Raw genomic sequence first — 13,671 nt, 5'->3', positions numbered from 1 at the left:
TGTCCGGGCGGGCGAAGGCAGTATGATCCAGACCATGCCCATCCAGGATTCCCCCCACGACCCCCGGCAGGAAGCCATGCTGCGCCAGTTCGCCGAGCATGCCGAGGCCTGCATGCAGACAGCGCGCGAAAATGGCTACCAGCTCGATCTGGCGGCGCAGCTGCTCGCCGATACCGTGGCGCGTGGTGGTCGCATCCTGCTGTGCGGTGCTGGCGATACCGCGTTCTGGCCGGCCTATACCGGCTCGCGCCTGAGCGGCGTGCTGGAGCGCGAACGTCCGCCACTGCCTGCGCTGGTACTGCACCATGATGCCGGCTGGCCGCTGCTGCACCCCGCCGGCACGTCGCAGGCCTTGCCGCCCGACTTGCTTGAACAGCAGCAACAGGGCATCGCGCAAGCCATCGTGCAGCAATTGCAGCAGCTCGGCCATCCTGATGACGTGCTCTGGCTCTGCAGCGCCGACGAAGCCCAGCCGTTCGCCCAGCAGGCCGTGGCGGTGGCGCAGTCGCGTGACATCCCGGTGCTCTGGCTGCATGGCGGCAACAGCGCCATGCCACTGCTGTCCGAACTCGATGTGGACATTCTGCTCGCGCAGCCGCGCGGCCTGCGTCTGCTGGAACAATGCCTGCTCGCCACCCACGTGGTGTGCGATGCCCTGGACCGAACCCTGCTCGGAGAAGAGGAAATCTCATGAACAAGACCACCCATACCGCTGGCCGCTGGCTGCGCGTTTCCGTTCTGGCTGCCGTGCTTGGCAGCACCCTGACCGCCTGCGTGCCGTTGGTTGTTGGCGGTGCCGCCGGTGCCACCGTGCTGGCGCTGGATCGCCGTACTTCCGGTGCCCAGCTGGAAGACCAGGGCATCGAGACGCGCGGTAGCACCCGCATCAACGACGCGCTGCAGCAGCGTGGCCGTGTCTCCGTCACCAGCTACAACCGCGTCATGCTGATCACCGGTCAGGTGCAGGCCGAGGTAGACCGCGAGCTGATCAACGGCGTTGCCACCGGCGTGCCCAATGTGCGTCGCGTCGTCAACGAAGTCATCGTCAACCCGCCCGCCACCCTGAGCCAGCGTTCGGTCGACAGCATGACCACCACCCGCGTCAAGACCGCGCTGGTCAGCGCCCGCTCGCTCGATGCCAATGCGATCAAGGTCACTACCGAACTCGGTACCGTCTTCCTGATGGGTATCGTCACCCAGGACGAGGCAGACCGTGCGGCTGAAGTGGCGCGCAACGTCGGAGGCGTGCTCAAGGTGGTCAAGGTGTTCGAGATCATCAGCCCGAACCAATTGCAGCCGGTCGGTGGCGGCGTGCCGGTCACCAGCACGCCTCCGGCAGGCATGCAGCCGCAGAACGCCGGCAGCACCACACCCTGAACGGCTGGCTGATTACAGCCAGCGCCGCACGCGCTGGCGATAGCGCCTGAACTCCTCGCCAAAGCGTTGCTCCAGAATGCGCTCCTCCGGCCGGATCTGGAAGCGCTGCAGATAAGCCAGCGCCAGCGGAATGCAGGCAAAGGCCAGCGGGTGCGCCAGCCAGCAGGCCCAGCCCAGCAGCGCCAGTGCCATACCCAGGTACATCGGATTGCGCGTGAAGCGGTAGATGCCACCCGTCACCAGCGCCGAGGCCTGCTGGGGCCGCAGCGGGTTGGGCGTAGTCCGTGCCCGCCGAAAGGCCAGCAGGCCGGCCAGTGCCACGCCACCGCCTGCCGCCAGCCAGAGCAGCAGCAGGCCCCAGCGCCAGCTGTCCGGCCAGGACAATTGCCACTGCGGTACGGCACGGGCCAGCAGCCACATCAGCAGCGCACAAGCGGCATCGACCACCGGCGGCGGCACACGGAATTCCAGGGGGTGTTGGCGGATCTGCATGTCGCACATGGTACGACTGTCGCGTCCGGCCTGCGCTGCAGTGCGGCACGATGTTGCCCTTGTGCAAAAAACGCACAACAGTGCTTGACCCTGAGAGACTGCTGTGCAACAATACAAGGCTTCGCATCATTTCGGGTGCGATGTTTGTCTGCCCAACTGCAGCGCAGTGCGCAAGCGCGGCGTGAATGACGGGCCCAAGACTGGCTTTGGGGTGTCGTCAATGGGGCGACACAACCAGGTACAAGTTGGGAAATTAAAAATGATCCAAACAGAATCTCGTCTAGAGGTTGCCGACAACACGGGCGCCAAGTCCGTGCTGTGCATCAAGGTGCTGGGTGGTTCCAAGCGCCGCTATGCAAGCGTCGGTGACATTATCAAGGTCAGCGTGAAAGAAGCTGCTCCGCGTGGTCGCGTCAAGAAAGGCGAGATCTACAGCGCAGTGGTCGTCCGTACCGCCAAGGGTATCCGTCGTCCGGATGGCTCCCTGATCAAATTCGATGGCAACGCCGCCGTGTTGCTGAACAGCAAGCTGGAGCCCATCGGCACCCGCATCTTCGGCCCCGTCACGCGTGAACTGCGTGGCGATCGCTTCATGAAGATCGTGTCCCTGGCTCCCGAAGTCCTGTAAGGAGTAGAACGCATGAACAAGATTCGCAAAGGCGATGAGGTCATCGTCCTCGCCGGCAAGGACAAGGGCAAGCGCGGCACCGTGGCGCTGCGCAAGGATGAGTCGTACCTCGTGGTCGATGGCATCAACATGGTCAAGAAGCATGTCAAGCCGAACCCCATGAAGGGTGAGCAGGGCGGCATCGTGGAAAAGGCCATGCCTATCCACCAGTCCAACGTGGCCATTTTCAACGCGGACACCGGCAAGGGTGATCGCGTAGGCATCAAGACCCTGGAAGACGGCACCAAGGTGCGCGTGTTCAAGTCCAGTGGCGCAGAAATCAAGGTGGCATAAACATGGCACGTTTGCAAGACCAATTCCGCGACAAGGTCGCCCCCGAACTGATCGAAAAGTTCGGCTACAAGTCCCCGATGCAGGTGCCCCGTATCACCAAGATCACCCTGAACATGGGTGTGGGTGAGGCGGTTGCCGACAAGAAGGTCATGGACAACGCCGTTGCTGACCTGGCCAAGATTGCTGGTCAGAAGCCCGTCGTGACCAAGGCCAAGCGCGCCATCGCCGGTTTCAAGATCCGCGAAGGCCAGCCTCTGGGTTGCATGGTCACCCTGCGTGGCGTGCAGATGTACGAATTCCTGGACCGCTTCATCAACATCGCGCTGCCGCGCGTGCGTGACTTCCGTGGTATCTCCGGCCGTTCTTTCGACGGTCGCGGCAACTACAACGTCGGCGTCAAGGAACAGATCATCTTCCCGGAAATCGAATACGACAAGGTGGATGCCCTGCGTGGTCTGAACATCAGCATCACCACGACGGCCAAGACCGACGAAGAGTGCAAGGCACTGCTCGCCGGCTTCCGCTTCCCCTTCAAGAACTGAGGTAAGACATGGCTAAAGTTGCACTTATCCAACGTGAGCAGAAGCGCGCCAAGCTGGTCGCCAAGTTTGCCAAGAAGCACGCCGAACTGAAGGCAATCGCCAACGACGTCAGCAAGTCTGGCGAAGAGCGCGATGCCGCCCGTCTGGCGCTGCAGAAGCTGCCCCGCAATGCCAACCCGACCCGTCAGCGCAACCGTTGCGAACTGACCGGCCGTCCCCGTGGCACGTTCCGTCAATTTGGTCTTGGCCGCGCCAAGATCCGTGAAATCGCCTTCGCCGGTGGCATCCCCGGCGTCACCAAGGCCAGCTGGTAATCGGCAGGAGAACAAGAATGAGCATGAGTGATCCCATTGCCGATCTGTTGACCCGCATCCGTAACGCACAAATGGTCAACAAGGCCAGCGTCCGCGTGCCGTCTTCCAAGGTGAAGGCAGCCATCGCGCAAGTGCTGCAAGATGAAGGCTACATTGACGGTTTTGAAGTCAAGAACGAAGACGGCAAGCCCGTCCTGGAAATCGCCCTGAAGTACTACGCCGGCCGTCCGGTGATCGAGCGTATCGAGCGCGTCAGCCGTCCTGGCCTGCGCGTGTACAAGGGTAGCAAGACCCTGCCCCAGGTCATGAACGGCCTGGGCGTCGCCATCGTCACCACGCCCAAGGGCGTGATGACCGACCGCAAGGCACGTGCTGCCGGCGTCGGTGGCGAAGTGCTGTGCTACGTGGCGTAATCGAAGCGAGGAGAATACAGAATGTCCCGTGTAGGTAAAATGCCCGTTGAAATCCCCCAGGGCGTCGACGTCGTGATCGGCGAAGACCAGATCAGCGTCAAGGGTTCCGGTGGCCAGCTGGCTACCGCTGCCAACCGCCTGGTGAAGATCGAGAACAAGGACGGCAAGCTGTCCTTCGTTCCCGCAGACGACTCCCGTGAAGCCAATGCCATGTCCGGCACCATGCGTCAGCTGGTGAACAACATGGTGAATGGCGTGAGCAAGGGCTTCGAGAAGAAGCTGTCCCTGATCGGCGTGGGCTACAAGGCCTCCGTCCAGGGCAACAAGCTCAACCTGAACGTCGGTTACTCCCACCCCGTGGTCATGGAAATGCCTGAAGGCATTACCGCCGTCACTCCGACTCCTACCGAAGTCGTGATCAAGGGTGCCAACCGCCAGGTTGTCGGTCAGATCGCCGCTGAAGTGCGTGCTACCCGTCCGCCGGAGCCCTACAAGGGCAAGGGTGTGCGTTACGCCGACGAACGCGTAATCATCAAAGAGACCAAGAAGAAATAAGGAACGGCATCATGTTGAACAAGAAAGCACAACGTATTCGCCGTGCGCGCCAGACCCGTATCCGCATTGCAGCGCAGGGCGTTCCGCGCCTGATGGTGAACCGCACCAACCTGCACATGTATGCTGCCGTGATCTCCGGTTGCGGCACCAAGGTGCTGGCTTCTGCCTCCACTGCCGAAGCCGATATCCGCAAGGAACTGGGCGCCGCCGGCAAGGGTGGCAACGTCGCTGCTGCCGCCATGATCGGCAAGCGCATTGCTGAGAAGGCGAAAGCTGCAGGCGTCGAGAAGGTTGCCTTCGATCGCGCAGGCTTTGCCTACCATGGTCGCGTCAAGGCTCTGGCCGACGCAGCCCGTGAAGCTGGCCTGCAGTTCTAAGAGGGATCGAAAATGGCTACAAAAATGCAATCCAAACCGCAAGACGACGCACGCGACGACGGCATGCGCGAGAAGATGATTTCGGTCAACCGCGTGACCAAGGTGGTCAAGGGTGGTCGAATCCTGAGCTTTGCTGCACTGACCGTGGTTGGTGATGGCGACGGTGGCGTCGGCATGGGCAAGGGCAAATCCAAGGAAGTGCCTTCTGCCGTGCAGAAGGCCATGGAAGAAGCTCGTCGCAACCTGGTGAAAGTGTCCCTGAAGAACGGCACCGTGCACCACACCGTGATGGGTCACCACGGCGCAGCCCGCGTGATGGTTTCTCCGGCTCCCAAGGGTACCGGTATCATTGCCGGCGGCCCGATGCGTGCCGTGTTCGAAGTGATGGGTGTGACCGACGTCGTGGCCAAGAGCCATGGCACGTCCAACCCGTACAACATGGTTCGTGCAACCCTGGATGCCCTGCGCAATTCCACGACTCCGGCTGAAGTGGCCGCCAAGCGTGGTCTGAGCGTGGAAGACATCTTCACTGCCTGATGGAGAGAAACATGTCTGACAAGCAAACACTCAAAGTGCAGCTGGTGCGCAGCCCGATCGGCACCAAGCAGTCCCACCGCGACACCGTGCGCGGCCTGGGCCTGCGCAAGCTCAACAGCGTCAGCGAGCTGGAGGATACTCCCGCAGTTCGCGGCATGATCAACAAGATCGCCTATCTGGTGAAAGTTCTGTAAGGACTGACAATGGAACTCAACAACCTCAAACCCGCAGAGGGTTCCAAGCAGGTCAAGCGCCGCGTTGGCCGCGGCATTGGCTCCGGCTTCGGCAAGACTGCTGGTCGTGGTCACAAGGGTCAGAAATCCCGTGCTGGCGGCTACCACAAGGTCGGCTTTGAAGGCGGCCAGATGCCCCTGCAGCGCCGTCTGCCCAAGCGTGGCTTCAAGTCCCATCTGCTGAAGTACAACGCCGAGATCAACCTGACTGAGCTGGATCAACTGGGTCTGGATCAGGTCGACATGCTGGCTCTGAAAGAAGCCGGCCTGGTTGGCCAGCTGATCAAGGTGGTGAAGGTCATCAAGAGTGGTGAACTGACCCGCGCAGTGACGCTGACCGGTATCGGCGCTACCGCCGGTGCCAAGGCTGCCATTGAGGCGGCCGGCGGCAGCGTGGCCTGATTAAGCAAAGCATAGAGAAGGCGCAAAGTGGCGACGAGTCTGTCTAACACGGCCAATGCTCCCAAGTACGGCGACCTGCGTCGTCGTCTGGGCTTCCTGCTGCTGGCTCTGGTGGTCTACCGTATCGGGGCGCATATCCCCGTCCCGGGCATCAATCCCGACCAGCTGCAGCAGCTCTTCAGTGGGCAGCAGGGCGGCATCCTGAACCTGTTCAACATGTTCTCGGGTGGTGCCCTCTCGCGTTTCACCGTGTTTGCGATCGGGATCATGCCGTACATTTCGGCATCGATCATCATGCAGCTGATGACCTACGTGGTGCCGACCTTCATGCAACTCAAGAAAGAGGGGCAGGCAGGTCAGCGCAAGATCACGCAGTACACCCGCTACGGCACACTGGCCCTGGCGATCTTCCAGTCCTTCGGTATCGCGATTGCACTGGAAAGCTCTCCTGGCCTGGTGATCGATCCCGGCATGATGTTCCGGTTGACCACCGTGGTCAGCCTGACCGCCGGTACGCTGTTCCTGATGTGGCTGGGTGAGCAGATCACCGAGCGTGGTCTGGGCAACGGCATCTCGATCATCATCTTCGCTGGTATTGCCGCCGGTCTGCCGGCTGCGATTGCCGGTCTGCTGGAACTGGTCCGCACCAATGCGATGAGCATCATCGTGGCGCTGATCATCCTGGCGGTGGTTGCTGCCGTGACCTACTTCGTGGTATATGTGGAACGTGGACAGCGCAAGATCCTGGTGAACTATGCGCGTCGCCAGGTGGGCAACAAGGTCTATGGTGGCCAGTCGTCCTACCTGCCGCTGAAGCTGAACATGGCTGGCGTGATCCCCCCGATCTTCGCCTCGTCCATCATTCTGCTGCCGGCCACGATCGTGAACTGGTTCAGTGCCGGAGAAAGCATGCGCTGGTTGCGCAACGCCGCATCCGCTCTGGTACCGGGTCAGCCGATCTACATTGCGCTCTATGCTGCTGCGATCATATTCTTCTGCTTCTTCTATACGGGACTGGTTTTCAACAGCCGTGAAACCAGCGACAACCTGAAGAAGAGCGGCGCGTTCATTCCGGGCATTCGTCCGGGCGAGAACACGGCCCGCTACCTGGACAAGGTGCTGTTGCGCCTTACGCTGGTCGGAGCAATCTACATCACCTTCGTGTGTCTGTTGCCCGAATTCCTGATCCTGAAGTACAACGTGCCGTTCTATTTCGGTGGAACATCCTTGCTGATCATTGTGGTCGTCACCATGGACTTCATGGCCCAGGTGCAGAACTACCTGATGACGCAGCAATATGATGCGCTATTGAAGAAGGCGAATTTCAAATCGGTCCGGGAACGTTGACCATGGCCAAAGACGATGTGATCCAGATGCAGGGCGAGGTGGTTGAAAACCTCCCCAACGCCACCTTCAAAGTGAAGCTGGAAAACGGACATATAGTCCTCGGCCACATCTCCGGCAAGATGCGCATGCATTACATCCGCATCCTGCCAGGTGACAAAGTAACCGTCGAATTGACGCCATACGATTTATCCAAAGCGCGCATCGTGTTCCGCGCAAAGTAAGAAAGCATTAGAGGAGAGAAGAATGAAAGTCTCAGCTTCGGTAAAAAAGATTTGCCGTAATTGCAAAGTTATCCGCCGCAAAGGCGTGGTGCGCATCATCTGCACCGACCCCCGTCACAAGCAGCGTCAAGGCTGATCAGAGTTAACAGAGGAATCACATGGCACGTATTGCTGGTATTAACATTCCGCCGCACCAACACGCTGAAATCGGTCTGACGGCGATCTACGGCATTGGTCGTACTCGCGCTCGCCAGATCTGCGAAGCCTGCGGCATCGCCTTCGACAAGAAGATCAAGGAACTGACCGACGCCGATCTGGAAAAGATCCGTGACGAACTGGCCAAGTTCACCCTGGAAGGTGACCTGCGCCGCGAAACCACGATGAACATCAAGCGTCTGATGGACATTGGCTGCTATCGCGGTTTCCGTCATCGTCGTGGCCTGCCGATGCGTGGTCAGCGTACCCGCACCAACGCCCGCACCCGCAAGGGCCCGCGCAAGGCAGCCCAGTCCCTGAAGAAATAATTGAGAGCGTAGAGTCACCATGGCTAAAAATTCCAACAGCGCTGCATCCCGCGTCCGCAAGAAGGTCCGCAAGAACATTGCTGACGGCATCGCACACGTGCACGCTTCCTTCAACAACACCATCATCACCATCACCGATCGTCAGGGCAACGCACTGTCCTGGGCGTCTTCCGGTGGTCAAGGCTTCAAGGGCTCCCGCAAGTCCACGCCGTTCGCAGCCCAGGTCGCTTCCGAAGTGGCTGGCCGCGCGGCTCAGGAACAGGGCATCAAGAACCTGGAAGTCGAAGTGAAGGGTCCCGGTCCGGGCCGCGAATCCTCGATTCGCGCACTGGCTGCACTTGGTATTAAAATCACGTCTATCTCTGACGTGACGCCGGTGCCGCACAACGGCTGCCGTCCCCAGAAGCGTCGTCGCATCTGATCGCGTTTTTTCAACCCAAGCCCACTGCCGCCAACCGTTCATCGTTGTTGGCGGCTCCTGCTTTTTCTTGAAAGCAGTAGTACACACCAAAGGAAAATACTGTGGCACGTTACCTCGGCCCCAAGGCCAAACTCGCACGCCGTGAAGGCACCGACCTGTTCCTGAAGAGCGCCCGTCGCTCCATTGGCGACAAGTGCAAATTCGAAGCCAAGCCCGGCCAGCACGGCCGCACCTCCGGCCAGCGTACCTCTGACTACGGTCTGCAGCTGCGCGAAAAGCAGAAGGTCAAGCGCATGTATGGCGTGCTGGAGCGTCAGTTCCGTCGCTATTTCGCTGAAGCCGAGCGCCGTCGTGGCAACACCGGTACCAACCTGCTGACGCTGCTGGAGTCCCGTCTGGACAACGTGGTGTTCCGCGCCGGTTTCGGTTCCACCCGCGCAGAAGCCCGCCAGCTGGTGTCCCACAAGGCCATCCTGGTGAACGGCCAGCCGGTGAACATCCCCTCCTACATGGTGAAGGTGGGTGACGTGATCTCCGTGCGCGAAAAGTCTGCCAAGCAGGCCCGCGTGATCGAAGCCCTGCAACTGGCAGGCCAGGTTGGCTTCCCGGCATGGGTGGAAGTGAACGCCGACAAGGCTGAAGCAGTGTTCAAGAAGACGCCGGACCGCGACGAGTACGCCGCCGACGTCAACGAATCGCTGATTGTGGAATTGTATTCACGCTAATCCGGAACATGCGGCTTCGGCCGCATTTCCATTGTCTGGTGGCTGTGGCCGCCTGGCACCCGATCTGGTTCCTGACACACCTTGCATCAAGTGTCAGGGGCTTCGCCAGCCTTACCGGTGTAACGAGCCGGGGGTATTGAGAGGAAGTCAGAATGCAAACCAATCTACTGAAACCCAAGAACATCACTGTCGAGCAGCTGGGCGCCAACCGCGCCGAGGTCACCCTCGAACCGTTCGAGCGTGGCTACGGCCATACGCTCGGCAACGCGCTGCGCCGCGTGCTGCTGTCGTCCATGGTGGGCTATGCCCCGACCGAGGTGACGATTGCCGGCGTGTTGCACGAGTACTCCTCCATGGACGGCGTGCAGGAAGACGTGGTCGCGATCCTGCTGAACCTGAAGGGTGTGGTGTTCAAGCTGCACAACCGTGACGAAGTCACGCTGAGCCTGCGCAAGGACAGCGAAGGTCCGGTCACCGCTGCCGACATCCAGATCCCGCACGACGTCGAGATCATCAACCCCGAGCACGTGATCTGTCACCTGTCCCAGGGCGGCAAGATCGACATGCAGATCAAGGTGGAGAAAGGCCGTGGCTACGTGCCTGGCAACATGCGCCACCATCCCGATGATGCCTTCAAGTTCATCGGCCGCATCGTGCTGGACGCATCCTTCTCGCCGGTCAAGCGCGTGAGCTACGCCGTCGAGAGCGCGCGTGTGGAACAGCGTACCGACTTGGACAAGCTGGTCATCGAGATCGAGACCAACGGTGCCATTTCTGCTGAAGATGCCGTCCGTTCTTCTGCCAAGATCCTGGTGGAACAACTGGCCGTGTTTGCCCAGCTGGAAGGCGGCGCACTGGACGTGTTCGACCAGCCTGCTTCCCGCAGTGCTGCCCAGTTTGACCCGGTGCTGCTGCGTCCGGTGGACGAGCTGGAGCTGACCGTGCGTTCTGCCAACTGCCTGAAGGCAGAGAACATCTACTACATCGGCGACCTGATCCAGCGCACCGAAAACGAGCTGCTGAAGACGCCGAACCTGGGCCGCAAGTCCCTCAACGAAATCAAGGAAGTGCTGGCCTCCCGTGGCCTGACCCTGGGCATGAAGCTGGAAAACTGGCCGCCCGCAGGTCTGGAAAAGCGCTGATTTCATCCCTTGCCTGTGCCGCTTCCAGGCGGCGCAGGCTGTTCCGGGCTCCGGCCCAATGTGTGCCCGGGCAGTACCTGATACGGCTGCCCGCTAATAACTGAAAGGAAAGCACCATGCGTCACGGAAAGAAACTCCGTAAACTGAACCGTACCTCGGCCCACCGCCAGGCCATGCTGCGCAACATGATGAACTCGCTGATCGAGCACGAGGCCATCAAGACGACGCTGCCCAAGGCCAAGGAACTGCGCAAGGTCATCGAGCCGATGATCACGCTGGCCAAGGTGGACACGGTTGCCAACAAGCGTCTGGCATTTGACCGCCTGCGTGACCGCGACAGCGTCATGAAGCTGTTCAACGACCTGGGTCCGCGCTTCGCCAAGCGTCCGGGTGGCTACACGCGTATCCTGAAAATGGGCTTCCGCGTGGGCGACAACGCTCCCATGGCCTATGTCGAGCTGGTGGATCGTGCTGAAGCTGTTGCAGAAGAAGCACAAGAATCTGCACAAGCCGAATAAATGGTGTTATACTAAGAGCTTGCCGCGCGATGGAGCAGTCTGGTAGCTCGTTGGGCTCATAACCCAAAGGTCGGAGGTTCAAATCCTCCTCGCGCAACCAGCTTTGAGAAACCCGCATGTTGAAAGACATGCGGGTTTTTTTGTGGTGTTCCCGACATCGGCCGTTTTGCATGCGTTGCTGGGGAATGATCGGCCTGGTCGGGCGATCAGTGTTGCTGGCCAGGCATCTGTGGCAATCCCCCAGTGCACTCGGCTGCGTCCTGTGGTGAAATGCCGGCAGGACAAGCACAGGAGGCGAGATGCAGCTGATTGACGCAGGACAGTGGCTGACACTGGCACCGGGCCTGCCCCACTGGCAGTACCAGCCGGCGCGTGGCGGATCCATCTGCCGTGAGCTGCTATTCGATGATTTCGTCCAGGCCTTTTCCTTCATGACGCGGGTGGCATTGCTGGCCGAGCAGCAGGGCCACCATCCGGACTGGTGGAATGCCTATAACCGCGTGCGGATTGCATTGCGCACCCATGATGCTGGCGGACTGTCGAGCAAGGATCTGGCACTGGCGCAGGCGATTGACCGAGCCTATCTGGCGATGGTGGCCTGAAATCCGCTGACCGGGCAAGCTACCGGGCTTTTCTTACACACTGATGCGGCAGCCATGGCCTAGAATGGTCTGAACCCCAAGTCGAAAGGAGGAGACCATGCTGTACAAGTTCAAATCCGCCGCTGCCGGCGATGTCATCATGATGGAAGCCAACGGTAACCAGGTGCTGGAAGCCATCGGTCGCGAACCCGCAGAGCGTGGCGTGATCCAGGCCCAGGCGATGCAGGATGCCATCGACAAGCTCAAGCTGGCTATCCAGGCCTCCCAGGCCAAGGCCAGCCAGCCGCCGGAAGAGCGCGAAGAAGATGACGCAGACGCCAACAGCGATCCGATTCCCTTCCACACCCGGGCCCAGCCCTTCCTGCAGCTGCTGCAGATCAGCCTGGAAGAGGGCAAGGATGTGGTCTGGGGCGTTTGAGCTCGCCACTGCCTGACATTGCAGACAAACCTGTCCTGGTGACAGGTTTTTTTTATGTCTGTAGCCAGACTTTGATCTAGATCAAACTCTTGGGGCATGTGCCTGATCTGTCACGAGTTTGCGCTAGCCTATTGGCGTTGCGTGTGCTGCATCGACTACGTCGTATGGGGGAGACACCCCCTCCAGCGGGGAATACCCGCACGACGGGCAAGGGCGTATGGTTACACCAGTAACAGAACGAAAAGGATCTGCGATGGCTTCCCCAACCTACAAACAGTACGCTGTGCTCACCTCGAGCACCATCTCGTTCACGGTGTGCTTCATGATCTGGATGATGTTTGCCGTACTCGGCATTCCGATCAAGGAGCAGCTGGGCCTGAACGAAACCGAATTCGGCCTGCTGGCGGCAACGCCGGTGCTGTCGGGTTCGCTGATCCGGGTGCCGCTGGGTATCTGGACTGACCGCTACGGCGGCCGCATCGTGCTTTTCGTGCTGATGCTGGCCTGTGTGATCCCGATCTACATGATGCAGTTCGCCACCGAGCTCTGGCAGTTCCTGGTGATCGGCCTGTTTGTCGGTCTGGCCGGCGGCTCCTTCTCGGTGGGTACGCCGTATGTGGCGCGCTGGTTCAACAAGGACAAGCAGGGCCTGGCGATGGGCGTGTTCGGTGCCGGTAACGCCGGTTCTGCCATCAACAAGCTGATTGCCCCGTCTATCGTCGTGGCCGCCGGCTGGCAGATGGTTCCCACCGTGTACGCCGTCATCATGCTGGTGACTGCGATCCTGTTCTGGTTCTTCTCCTACCACGATCCCAAGCACCTGGTGTCTTCCAAGGTGTCGCTGGGCCAGCAACTGGCGCTGATGAAGGATCCGGCCGTGCTGCGCTACTGCCAGTACTACTCGGTGGTGTTTGGCGGCTATGTGGCGTTGGCGCTGTGGATGGTGCGCTACTACGTGGGCGAGTATGGTTTCAGCCTGCAGAGCGCAGCCTTTCTGGCGGCCTGCTTCTCGCTGCCGGGCGGCGTGTTGCGCGCCCTGGGCGGCTGGCTGTCCGACAAGTACGGCGCCTACAAGGTGACCTGGGGCGTGATGTGGGTGATCTGGGTGGTGTTCTTCATCCTGTCCTATCCGCAGACCGACTTCGTGATCCAGACTGCCAAGGGGCCGCAGACTTTCCACATTGGCCTGAATGCCACCCTGTTCACCATCCTGCTGTTCGTGGCCGGTGTCGCCATGGCGGTGGGCAAGGCCTCGGTTTTCAAGTTCGTGGCCGATGACTTCCCGACCAACATCGGTGCCGTTTCCGGCGTGGTCGGCCTGGCCGGCGGCCTGGGTGGCTGGCTGCTGCCCATCATGTTCGGCATCCTGCTCGACATGACCGGCATCCGCAGCAGTGCCTTCATGCTGCTGTACGGCACGGTGTGCGTCAGCCTGATCTGGATGCACTTCTCCTTCAAGGCCAAGCGTCCTGCAGCACAGGCAGTCAAGGCCTGATCCCGAACCCCTTTCTCAACCACAAGGGCCGCTCTGGCGGCCCGGGAGAACTCAC

Annotated in this window: 24 protein-coding genes and 1 tRNA gene; 24 read left to right on the top strand and 1 reads right to left on the bottom strand. The window is 60.5% G+C overall.

Translation table 11 applies throughout. From position 1 onward, the window contains the following. Nucleotides 1-34: 34 nt before the first annotated feature. Together ACI3EV_RS10655 and ACI3EV_RS10650 are read left to right on the top strand one after the other, a co-directional pair. Nucleotides 35-694 (top strand): SIS domain-containing protein, encoded by a 660-nt coding sequence (locus tag ACI3EV_RS10655; protein ID WP_337690030.1) that lies wholly within the window; start codon nucleotides 35-37, stop codon nucleotides 692-694. After that, on the top strand, nucleotides 691-1,377 hold the full coding sequence (locus ACI3EV_RS10650) for a BON domain-containing protein (protein WP_337690032.1): 687 nt from the start codon (nucleotides 691-693) through the stop codon (nucleotides 1,375-1,377). The genes ACI3EV_RS10655 and ACI3EV_RS10650 overlap by 4 nt, the downstream gene beginning before the upstream one ends. Nucleotides 1,378-1,389: 12 nt before the next feature. Here ACI3EV_RS10650 and ACI3EV_RS10645 read toward each other — a convergent pair whose 3' ends face one another. After that, nucleotides 1,390-1,869: an isoprenylcysteine carboxylmethyltransferase family protein gene (locus tag ACI3EV_RS10645; RefSeq protein WP_329769487.1), complete on the bottom strand. Its 480-nt coding sequence runs from the start codon at nucleotides 1,867-1,869 to the stop codon at nucleotides 1,390-1,392. Nucleotides 1,870-2,128: 259 nt separating this feature from the next. On the opposite strand from ACI3EV_RS10645, the gene rplN reads away from it, so the two are divergent. The 22 genes from rplN to ACI3EV_RS10535 all read left to right on the top strand — a co-directional run bounded on the left by rplN (nucleotide 2,129) and on the right by ACI3EV_RS10535 (nucleotide 13,616). Next, the gene (gene rplN, locus ACI3EV_RS10640; RefSeq protein WP_018714628.1) at nucleotides 2,129-2,497 is read left to right on the top strand and encodes a 50S ribosomal protein L14; all 369 of its coding nucleotides are present in this window, start codon (nucleotides 2,129-2,131) and stop codon (nucleotides 2,495-2,497) included. 12 nt (nucleotides 2,498-2,509) lie between these two features. Next, nucleotides 2,510-2,830 carry a 50S ribosomal protein L24 gene (rplX, locus tag ACI3EV_RS10635; RefSeq protein ID WP_329769484.1) on the top strand — a complete coding sequence of 107 codons (321 nt, stop codon included), beginning with the start codon at nucleotides 2,510-2,512 and terminating at the stop codon, nucleotides 2,828-2,830. Nucleotides 2,831-2,832: 2 nt separating this feature from the next. After that, the gene (rplE, locus tag ACI3EV_RS10630) at nucleotides 2,833-3,372 is read left to right on the top strand and encodes a 50S ribosomal protein L5 (protein WP_329769483.1); all 540 of its coding nucleotides are present in this window, start codon (nucleotides 2,833-2,835) and stop codon (nucleotides 3,370-3,372) included. A gap of 8 nt (nucleotides 3,373-3,380) precedes the next feature. Beyond that, nucleotides 3,381-3,686 (top strand): 30S ribosomal protein S14, encoded by a 306-nt coding sequence (rpsN, locus tag ACI3EV_RS10625; RefSeq protein WP_329769481.1) that lies wholly within the window; start codon nucleotides 3,381-3,383, stop codon nucleotides 3,684-3,686. Between the two features lie 17 nt (nucleotides 3,687-3,703). After that, nucleotides 3,704-4,099: a 30S ribosomal protein S8 gene (gene rpsH / locus ACI3EV_RS10620; protein ID WP_329769480.1), complete on the top strand. Its 396-nt coding sequence runs from the start codon at nucleotides 3,704-3,706 to the stop codon at nucleotides 4,097-4,099. Between the two features lie 21 nt (nucleotides 4,100-4,120). Beyond that, nucleotides 4,121-4,654 (top strand): 50S ribosomal protein L6, encoded by a 534-nt coding sequence (rplF, locus tag ACI3EV_RS10615; RefSeq protein WP_329769479.1) that lies wholly within the window; start codon nucleotides 4,121-4,123, stop codon nucleotides 4,652-4,654. A gap of 11 nt (nucleotides 4,655-4,665) precedes the next feature. Beyond that, nucleotides 4,666-5,031, top strand: coding sequence for a 50S ribosomal protein L18 (gene rplR, locus ACI3EV_RS10610; protein ID WP_018714622.1), 366 nt, complete (start codon nucleotides 4,666-4,668; stop codon nucleotides 5,029-5,031). A 12-nt stretch (nucleotides 5,032-5,043) separates the two neighbouring features. Then, nucleotides 5,044-5,568, top strand: coding sequence for a 30S ribosomal protein S5 (rpsE, locus tag ACI3EV_RS10605; protein ID WP_405197993.1), 525 nt, complete (start codon nucleotides 5,044-5,046; stop codon nucleotides 5,566-5,568). Between the two features lie 11 nt (nucleotides 5,569-5,579). Next, nucleotides 5,580-5,762 (top strand): 50S ribosomal protein L30, encoded by a 183-nt coding sequence (gene rpmD / locus ACI3EV_RS10600; RefSeq protein WP_329769475.1) that lies wholly within the window; start codon nucleotides 5,580-5,582, stop codon nucleotides 5,760-5,762. 9 nt (nucleotides 5,763-5,771) lie between these two features. Next, nucleotides 5,772-6,203: a 50S ribosomal protein L15 gene (gene rplO, locus ACI3EV_RS10595; RefSeq protein WP_329769474.1), complete on the top strand. Its 432-nt coding sequence runs from the start codon at nucleotides 5,772-5,774 to the stop codon at nucleotides 6,201-6,203. Nucleotides 6,204-6,230: 27 nt separating this feature from the next. After that, on the top strand, nucleotides 6,231-7,550 hold the full coding sequence (secY, locus tag ACI3EV_RS10590; RefSeq protein WP_329769473.1) for a preprotein translocase subunit SecY: 1,320 nt from the start codon (nucleotides 6,231-6,233) through the stop codon (nucleotides 7,548-7,550). A 2-nt stretch (nucleotides 7,551-7,552) separates the two neighbouring features. Further along, complete coding sequence (infA, locus tag ACI3EV_RS10585; protein ID WP_018714617.1) at nucleotides 7,553-7,771, top strand: translation initiation factor IF-1; 219 nt, start codon at nucleotides 7,553-7,555, stop codon at nucleotides 7,769-7,771. A 22-nt stretch (nucleotides 7,772-7,793) separates the two neighbouring features. After that, on the top strand, nucleotides 7,794-7,907 hold the full coding sequence (gene rpmJ, locus ACI3EV_RS10580; protein ID WP_076342701.1) for a 50S ribosomal protein L36: 114 nt from the start codon (nucleotides 7,794-7,796) through the stop codon (nucleotides 7,905-7,907). Between the two features lie 22 nt (nucleotides 7,908-7,929). After that, a complete protein-coding gene (gene rpsM, locus ACI3EV_RS10575; RefSeq protein ID WP_329769469.1) occupies nucleotides 7,930-8,295 on the top strand; it encodes a 30S ribosomal protein S13 in 366 nt (121 codons plus the stop codon). A gap of 19 nt (nucleotides 8,296-8,314) precedes the next feature. Continuing rightward, complete coding sequence (rpsK, locus tag ACI3EV_RS10570) at nucleotides 8,315-8,716, top strand: 30S ribosomal protein S11 (RefSeq protein WP_018714615.1); 402 nt, start codon at nucleotides 8,315-8,317, stop codon at nucleotides 8,714-8,716. Between the two features lie 101 nt (nucleotides 8,717-8,817). Next, entirely contained in the window at nucleotides 8,818-9,441 is a 624-nt protein-coding gene (rpsD, locus tag ACI3EV_RS10565) for a 30S ribosomal protein S4 (protein WP_329769467.1), read from the top strand. A 152-nt stretch (nucleotides 9,442-9,593) separates the two neighbouring features. Further along, nucleotides 9,594-10,583: a DNA-directed RNA polymerase subunit alpha gene (locus tag ACI3EV_RS10560; protein WP_329769466.1), complete on the top strand. Its 990-nt coding sequence runs from the start codon at nucleotides 9,594-9,596 to the stop codon at nucleotides 10,581-10,583. Between the two features lie 116 nt (nucleotides 10,584-10,699). Beyond that, nucleotides 10,700-11,101: a 50S ribosomal protein L17 gene (gene rplQ, locus ACI3EV_RS10555; protein ID WP_329769464.1), complete on the top strand. Its 402-nt coding sequence runs from the start codon at nucleotides 10,700-10,702 to the stop codon at nucleotides 11,099-11,101. Between the two features lie 23 nt (nucleotides 11,102-11,124). After that, nucleotides 11,125-11,201: transfer RNA gene (locus ACI3EV_RS10550), tRNA-Met, on the top strand. Between the two features lie 199 nt (nucleotides 11,202-11,400). Beyond that, a complete protein-coding gene (locus tag ACI3EV_RS10545; RefSeq protein ID WP_329769462.1) occupies nucleotides 11,401-11,703 on the top strand; it encodes a 4a-hydroxytetrahydrobiopterin dehydratase in 303 nt (100 codons plus the stop codon). A 97-nt stretch (nucleotides 11,704-11,800) separates the two neighbouring features. Further along, entirely contained in the window at nucleotides 11,801-12,121 is a 321-nt protein-coding gene (locus ACI3EV_RS10540; RefSeq protein WP_329769460.1) for a DUF1840 domain-containing protein, read from the top strand. A gap of 253 nt (nucleotides 12,122-12,374) precedes the next feature. Beyond that, nucleotides 12,375-13,616: a nitrate/nitrite transporter gene (locus tag ACI3EV_RS10535; RefSeq protein WP_337690047.1), complete on the top strand. Its 1,242-nt coding sequence runs from the start codon at nucleotides 12,375-12,377 to the stop codon at nucleotides 13,614-13,616. Nucleotides 13,617-13,671: the final 55 nt, after the last annotated feature.

This window comes from Allobrachymonas wangyanguii, assembly GCF_045055315.1.
GTDB lineage: Bacteria > Pseudomonadota > Gammaproteobacteria > Burkholderiales > Burkholderiaceae_C > Brachymonas > Brachymonas wangyanguii.
The sequence above is the reverse complement of the archived record's forward strand: the minus strand, read 5'-3'. Positions and strand labels throughout refer to the sequence as shown.

What these genes read in the sequence shown, in the direction of transcription:
- ACI3EV_RS10535 (WP_337690047.1), top strand. Translation starts at nt 12,375, where the DNA reads ATGGCTTCCCCAACCTACAAACAGTACGCTGTGCTCACCTCGAGCACC.
- rplO (WP_329769474.1), top strand. Translation starts at nt 5,772, where the DNA reads ATGGAACTCAACAACCTCAAACCCGCAGAGGGTTCCAAGCAGGTCAAG.
- rpsN (WP_329769481.1), top strand. Translation starts at nt 3,381, where the DNA reads ATGGCTAAAGTTGCACTTATCCAACGTGAGCAGAAGCGCGCCAAGCTG.
- infA (WP_018714617.1), top strand. Translation starts at nt 7,553, where the DNA reads ATGGCCAAAGACGATGTGATCCAGATGCAGGGCGAGGTGGTTGAAAAC.
- rpsK (WP_018714615.1), top strand. Translation starts at nt 8,315, where the DNA reads ATGGCTAAAAATTCCAACAGCGCTGCATCCCGCGTCCGCAAGAAGGTC.
- ACI3EV_RS10560 (WP_329769466.1), top strand. Translation starts at nt 9,594, where the DNA reads ATGCAAACCAATCTACTGAAACCCAAGAACATCACTGTCGAGCAGCTG.
- rpmJ (WP_076342701.1), top strand. Translation starts at nt 7,794, where the DNA reads ATGAAAGTCTCAGCTTCGGTAAAAAAGATTTGCCGTAATTGCAAAGTT.
- rplQ (WP_329769464.1), top strand. Translation starts at nt 10,700, where the DNA reads ATGCGTCACGGAAAGAAACTCCGTAAACTGAACCGTACCTCGGCCCAC.
- ACI3EV_RS10645 (WP_329769487.1), bottom strand. Translation starts at nt 1,869, where the DNA reads ATGCAGATCCGCCAACACCCCCTGGAATTCCGTGTGCCGCCGCCGGTG.
- rpsH (WP_329769480.1), top strand. Translation starts at nt 3,704, where the DNA reads ATGAGCATGAGTGATCCCATTGCCGATCTGTTGACCCGCATCCGTAAC.
- rplR (WP_018714622.1), top strand. Translation starts at nt 4,666, where the DNA reads ATGTTGAACAAGAAAGCACAACGTATTCGCCGTGCGCGCCAGACCCGT.
- ACI3EV_RS10650 (WP_337690032.1), top strand. Translation starts at nt 691, where the DNA reads ATGAACAAGACCACCCATACCGCTGGCCGCTGGCTGCGCGTTTCCGTT.
- rplE (WP_329769483.1), top strand. Translation starts at nt 2,833, where the DNA reads ATGGCACGTTTGCAAGACCAATTCCGCGACAAGGTCGCCCCCGAACTG.
- ACI3EV_RS10540 (WP_329769460.1), top strand. Translation starts at nt 11,801, where the DNA reads ATGCTGTACAAGTTCAAATCCGCCGCTGCCGGCGATGTCATCATGATG.
- rpsM (WP_329769469.1), top strand. Translation starts at nt 7,930, where the DNA reads ATGGCACGTATTGCTGGTATTAACATTCCGCCGCACCAACACGCTGAA.
- rpsE (WP_405197993.1), top strand. Translation starts at nt 5,044, where the DNA reads ATGGCTACAAAAATGCAATCCAAACCGCAAGACGACGCACGCGACGAC.
- rplN (WP_018714628.1), top strand. Translation starts at nt 2,129, where the DNA reads ATGATCCAAACAGAATCTCGTCTAGAGGTTGCCGACAACACGGGCGCC.
- ACI3EV_RS10655 (WP_337690030.1), top strand. Translation starts at nt 35, where the DNA reads ATGCCCATCCAGGATTCCCCCCACGACCCCCGGCAGGAAGCCATGCTG.
- rplX (WP_329769484.1), top strand. Translation starts at nt 2,510, where the DNA reads ATGAACAAGATTCGCAAAGGCGATGAGGTCATCGTCCTCGCCGGCAAG.
- rplF (WP_329769479.1), top strand. Translation starts at nt 4,121, where the DNA reads ATGTCCCGTGTAGGTAAAATGCCCGTTGAAATCCCCCAGGGCGTCGAC.
- ACI3EV_RS10545 (WP_329769462.1), top strand. Translation starts at nt 11,401, where the DNA reads ATGCAGCTGATTGACGCAGGACAGTGGCTGACACTGGCACCGGGCCTG.
- rpmD (WP_329769475.1), top strand. Translation starts at nt 5,580, where the DNA reads ATGTCTGACAAGCAAACACTCAAAGTGCAGCTGGTGCGCAGCCCGATC.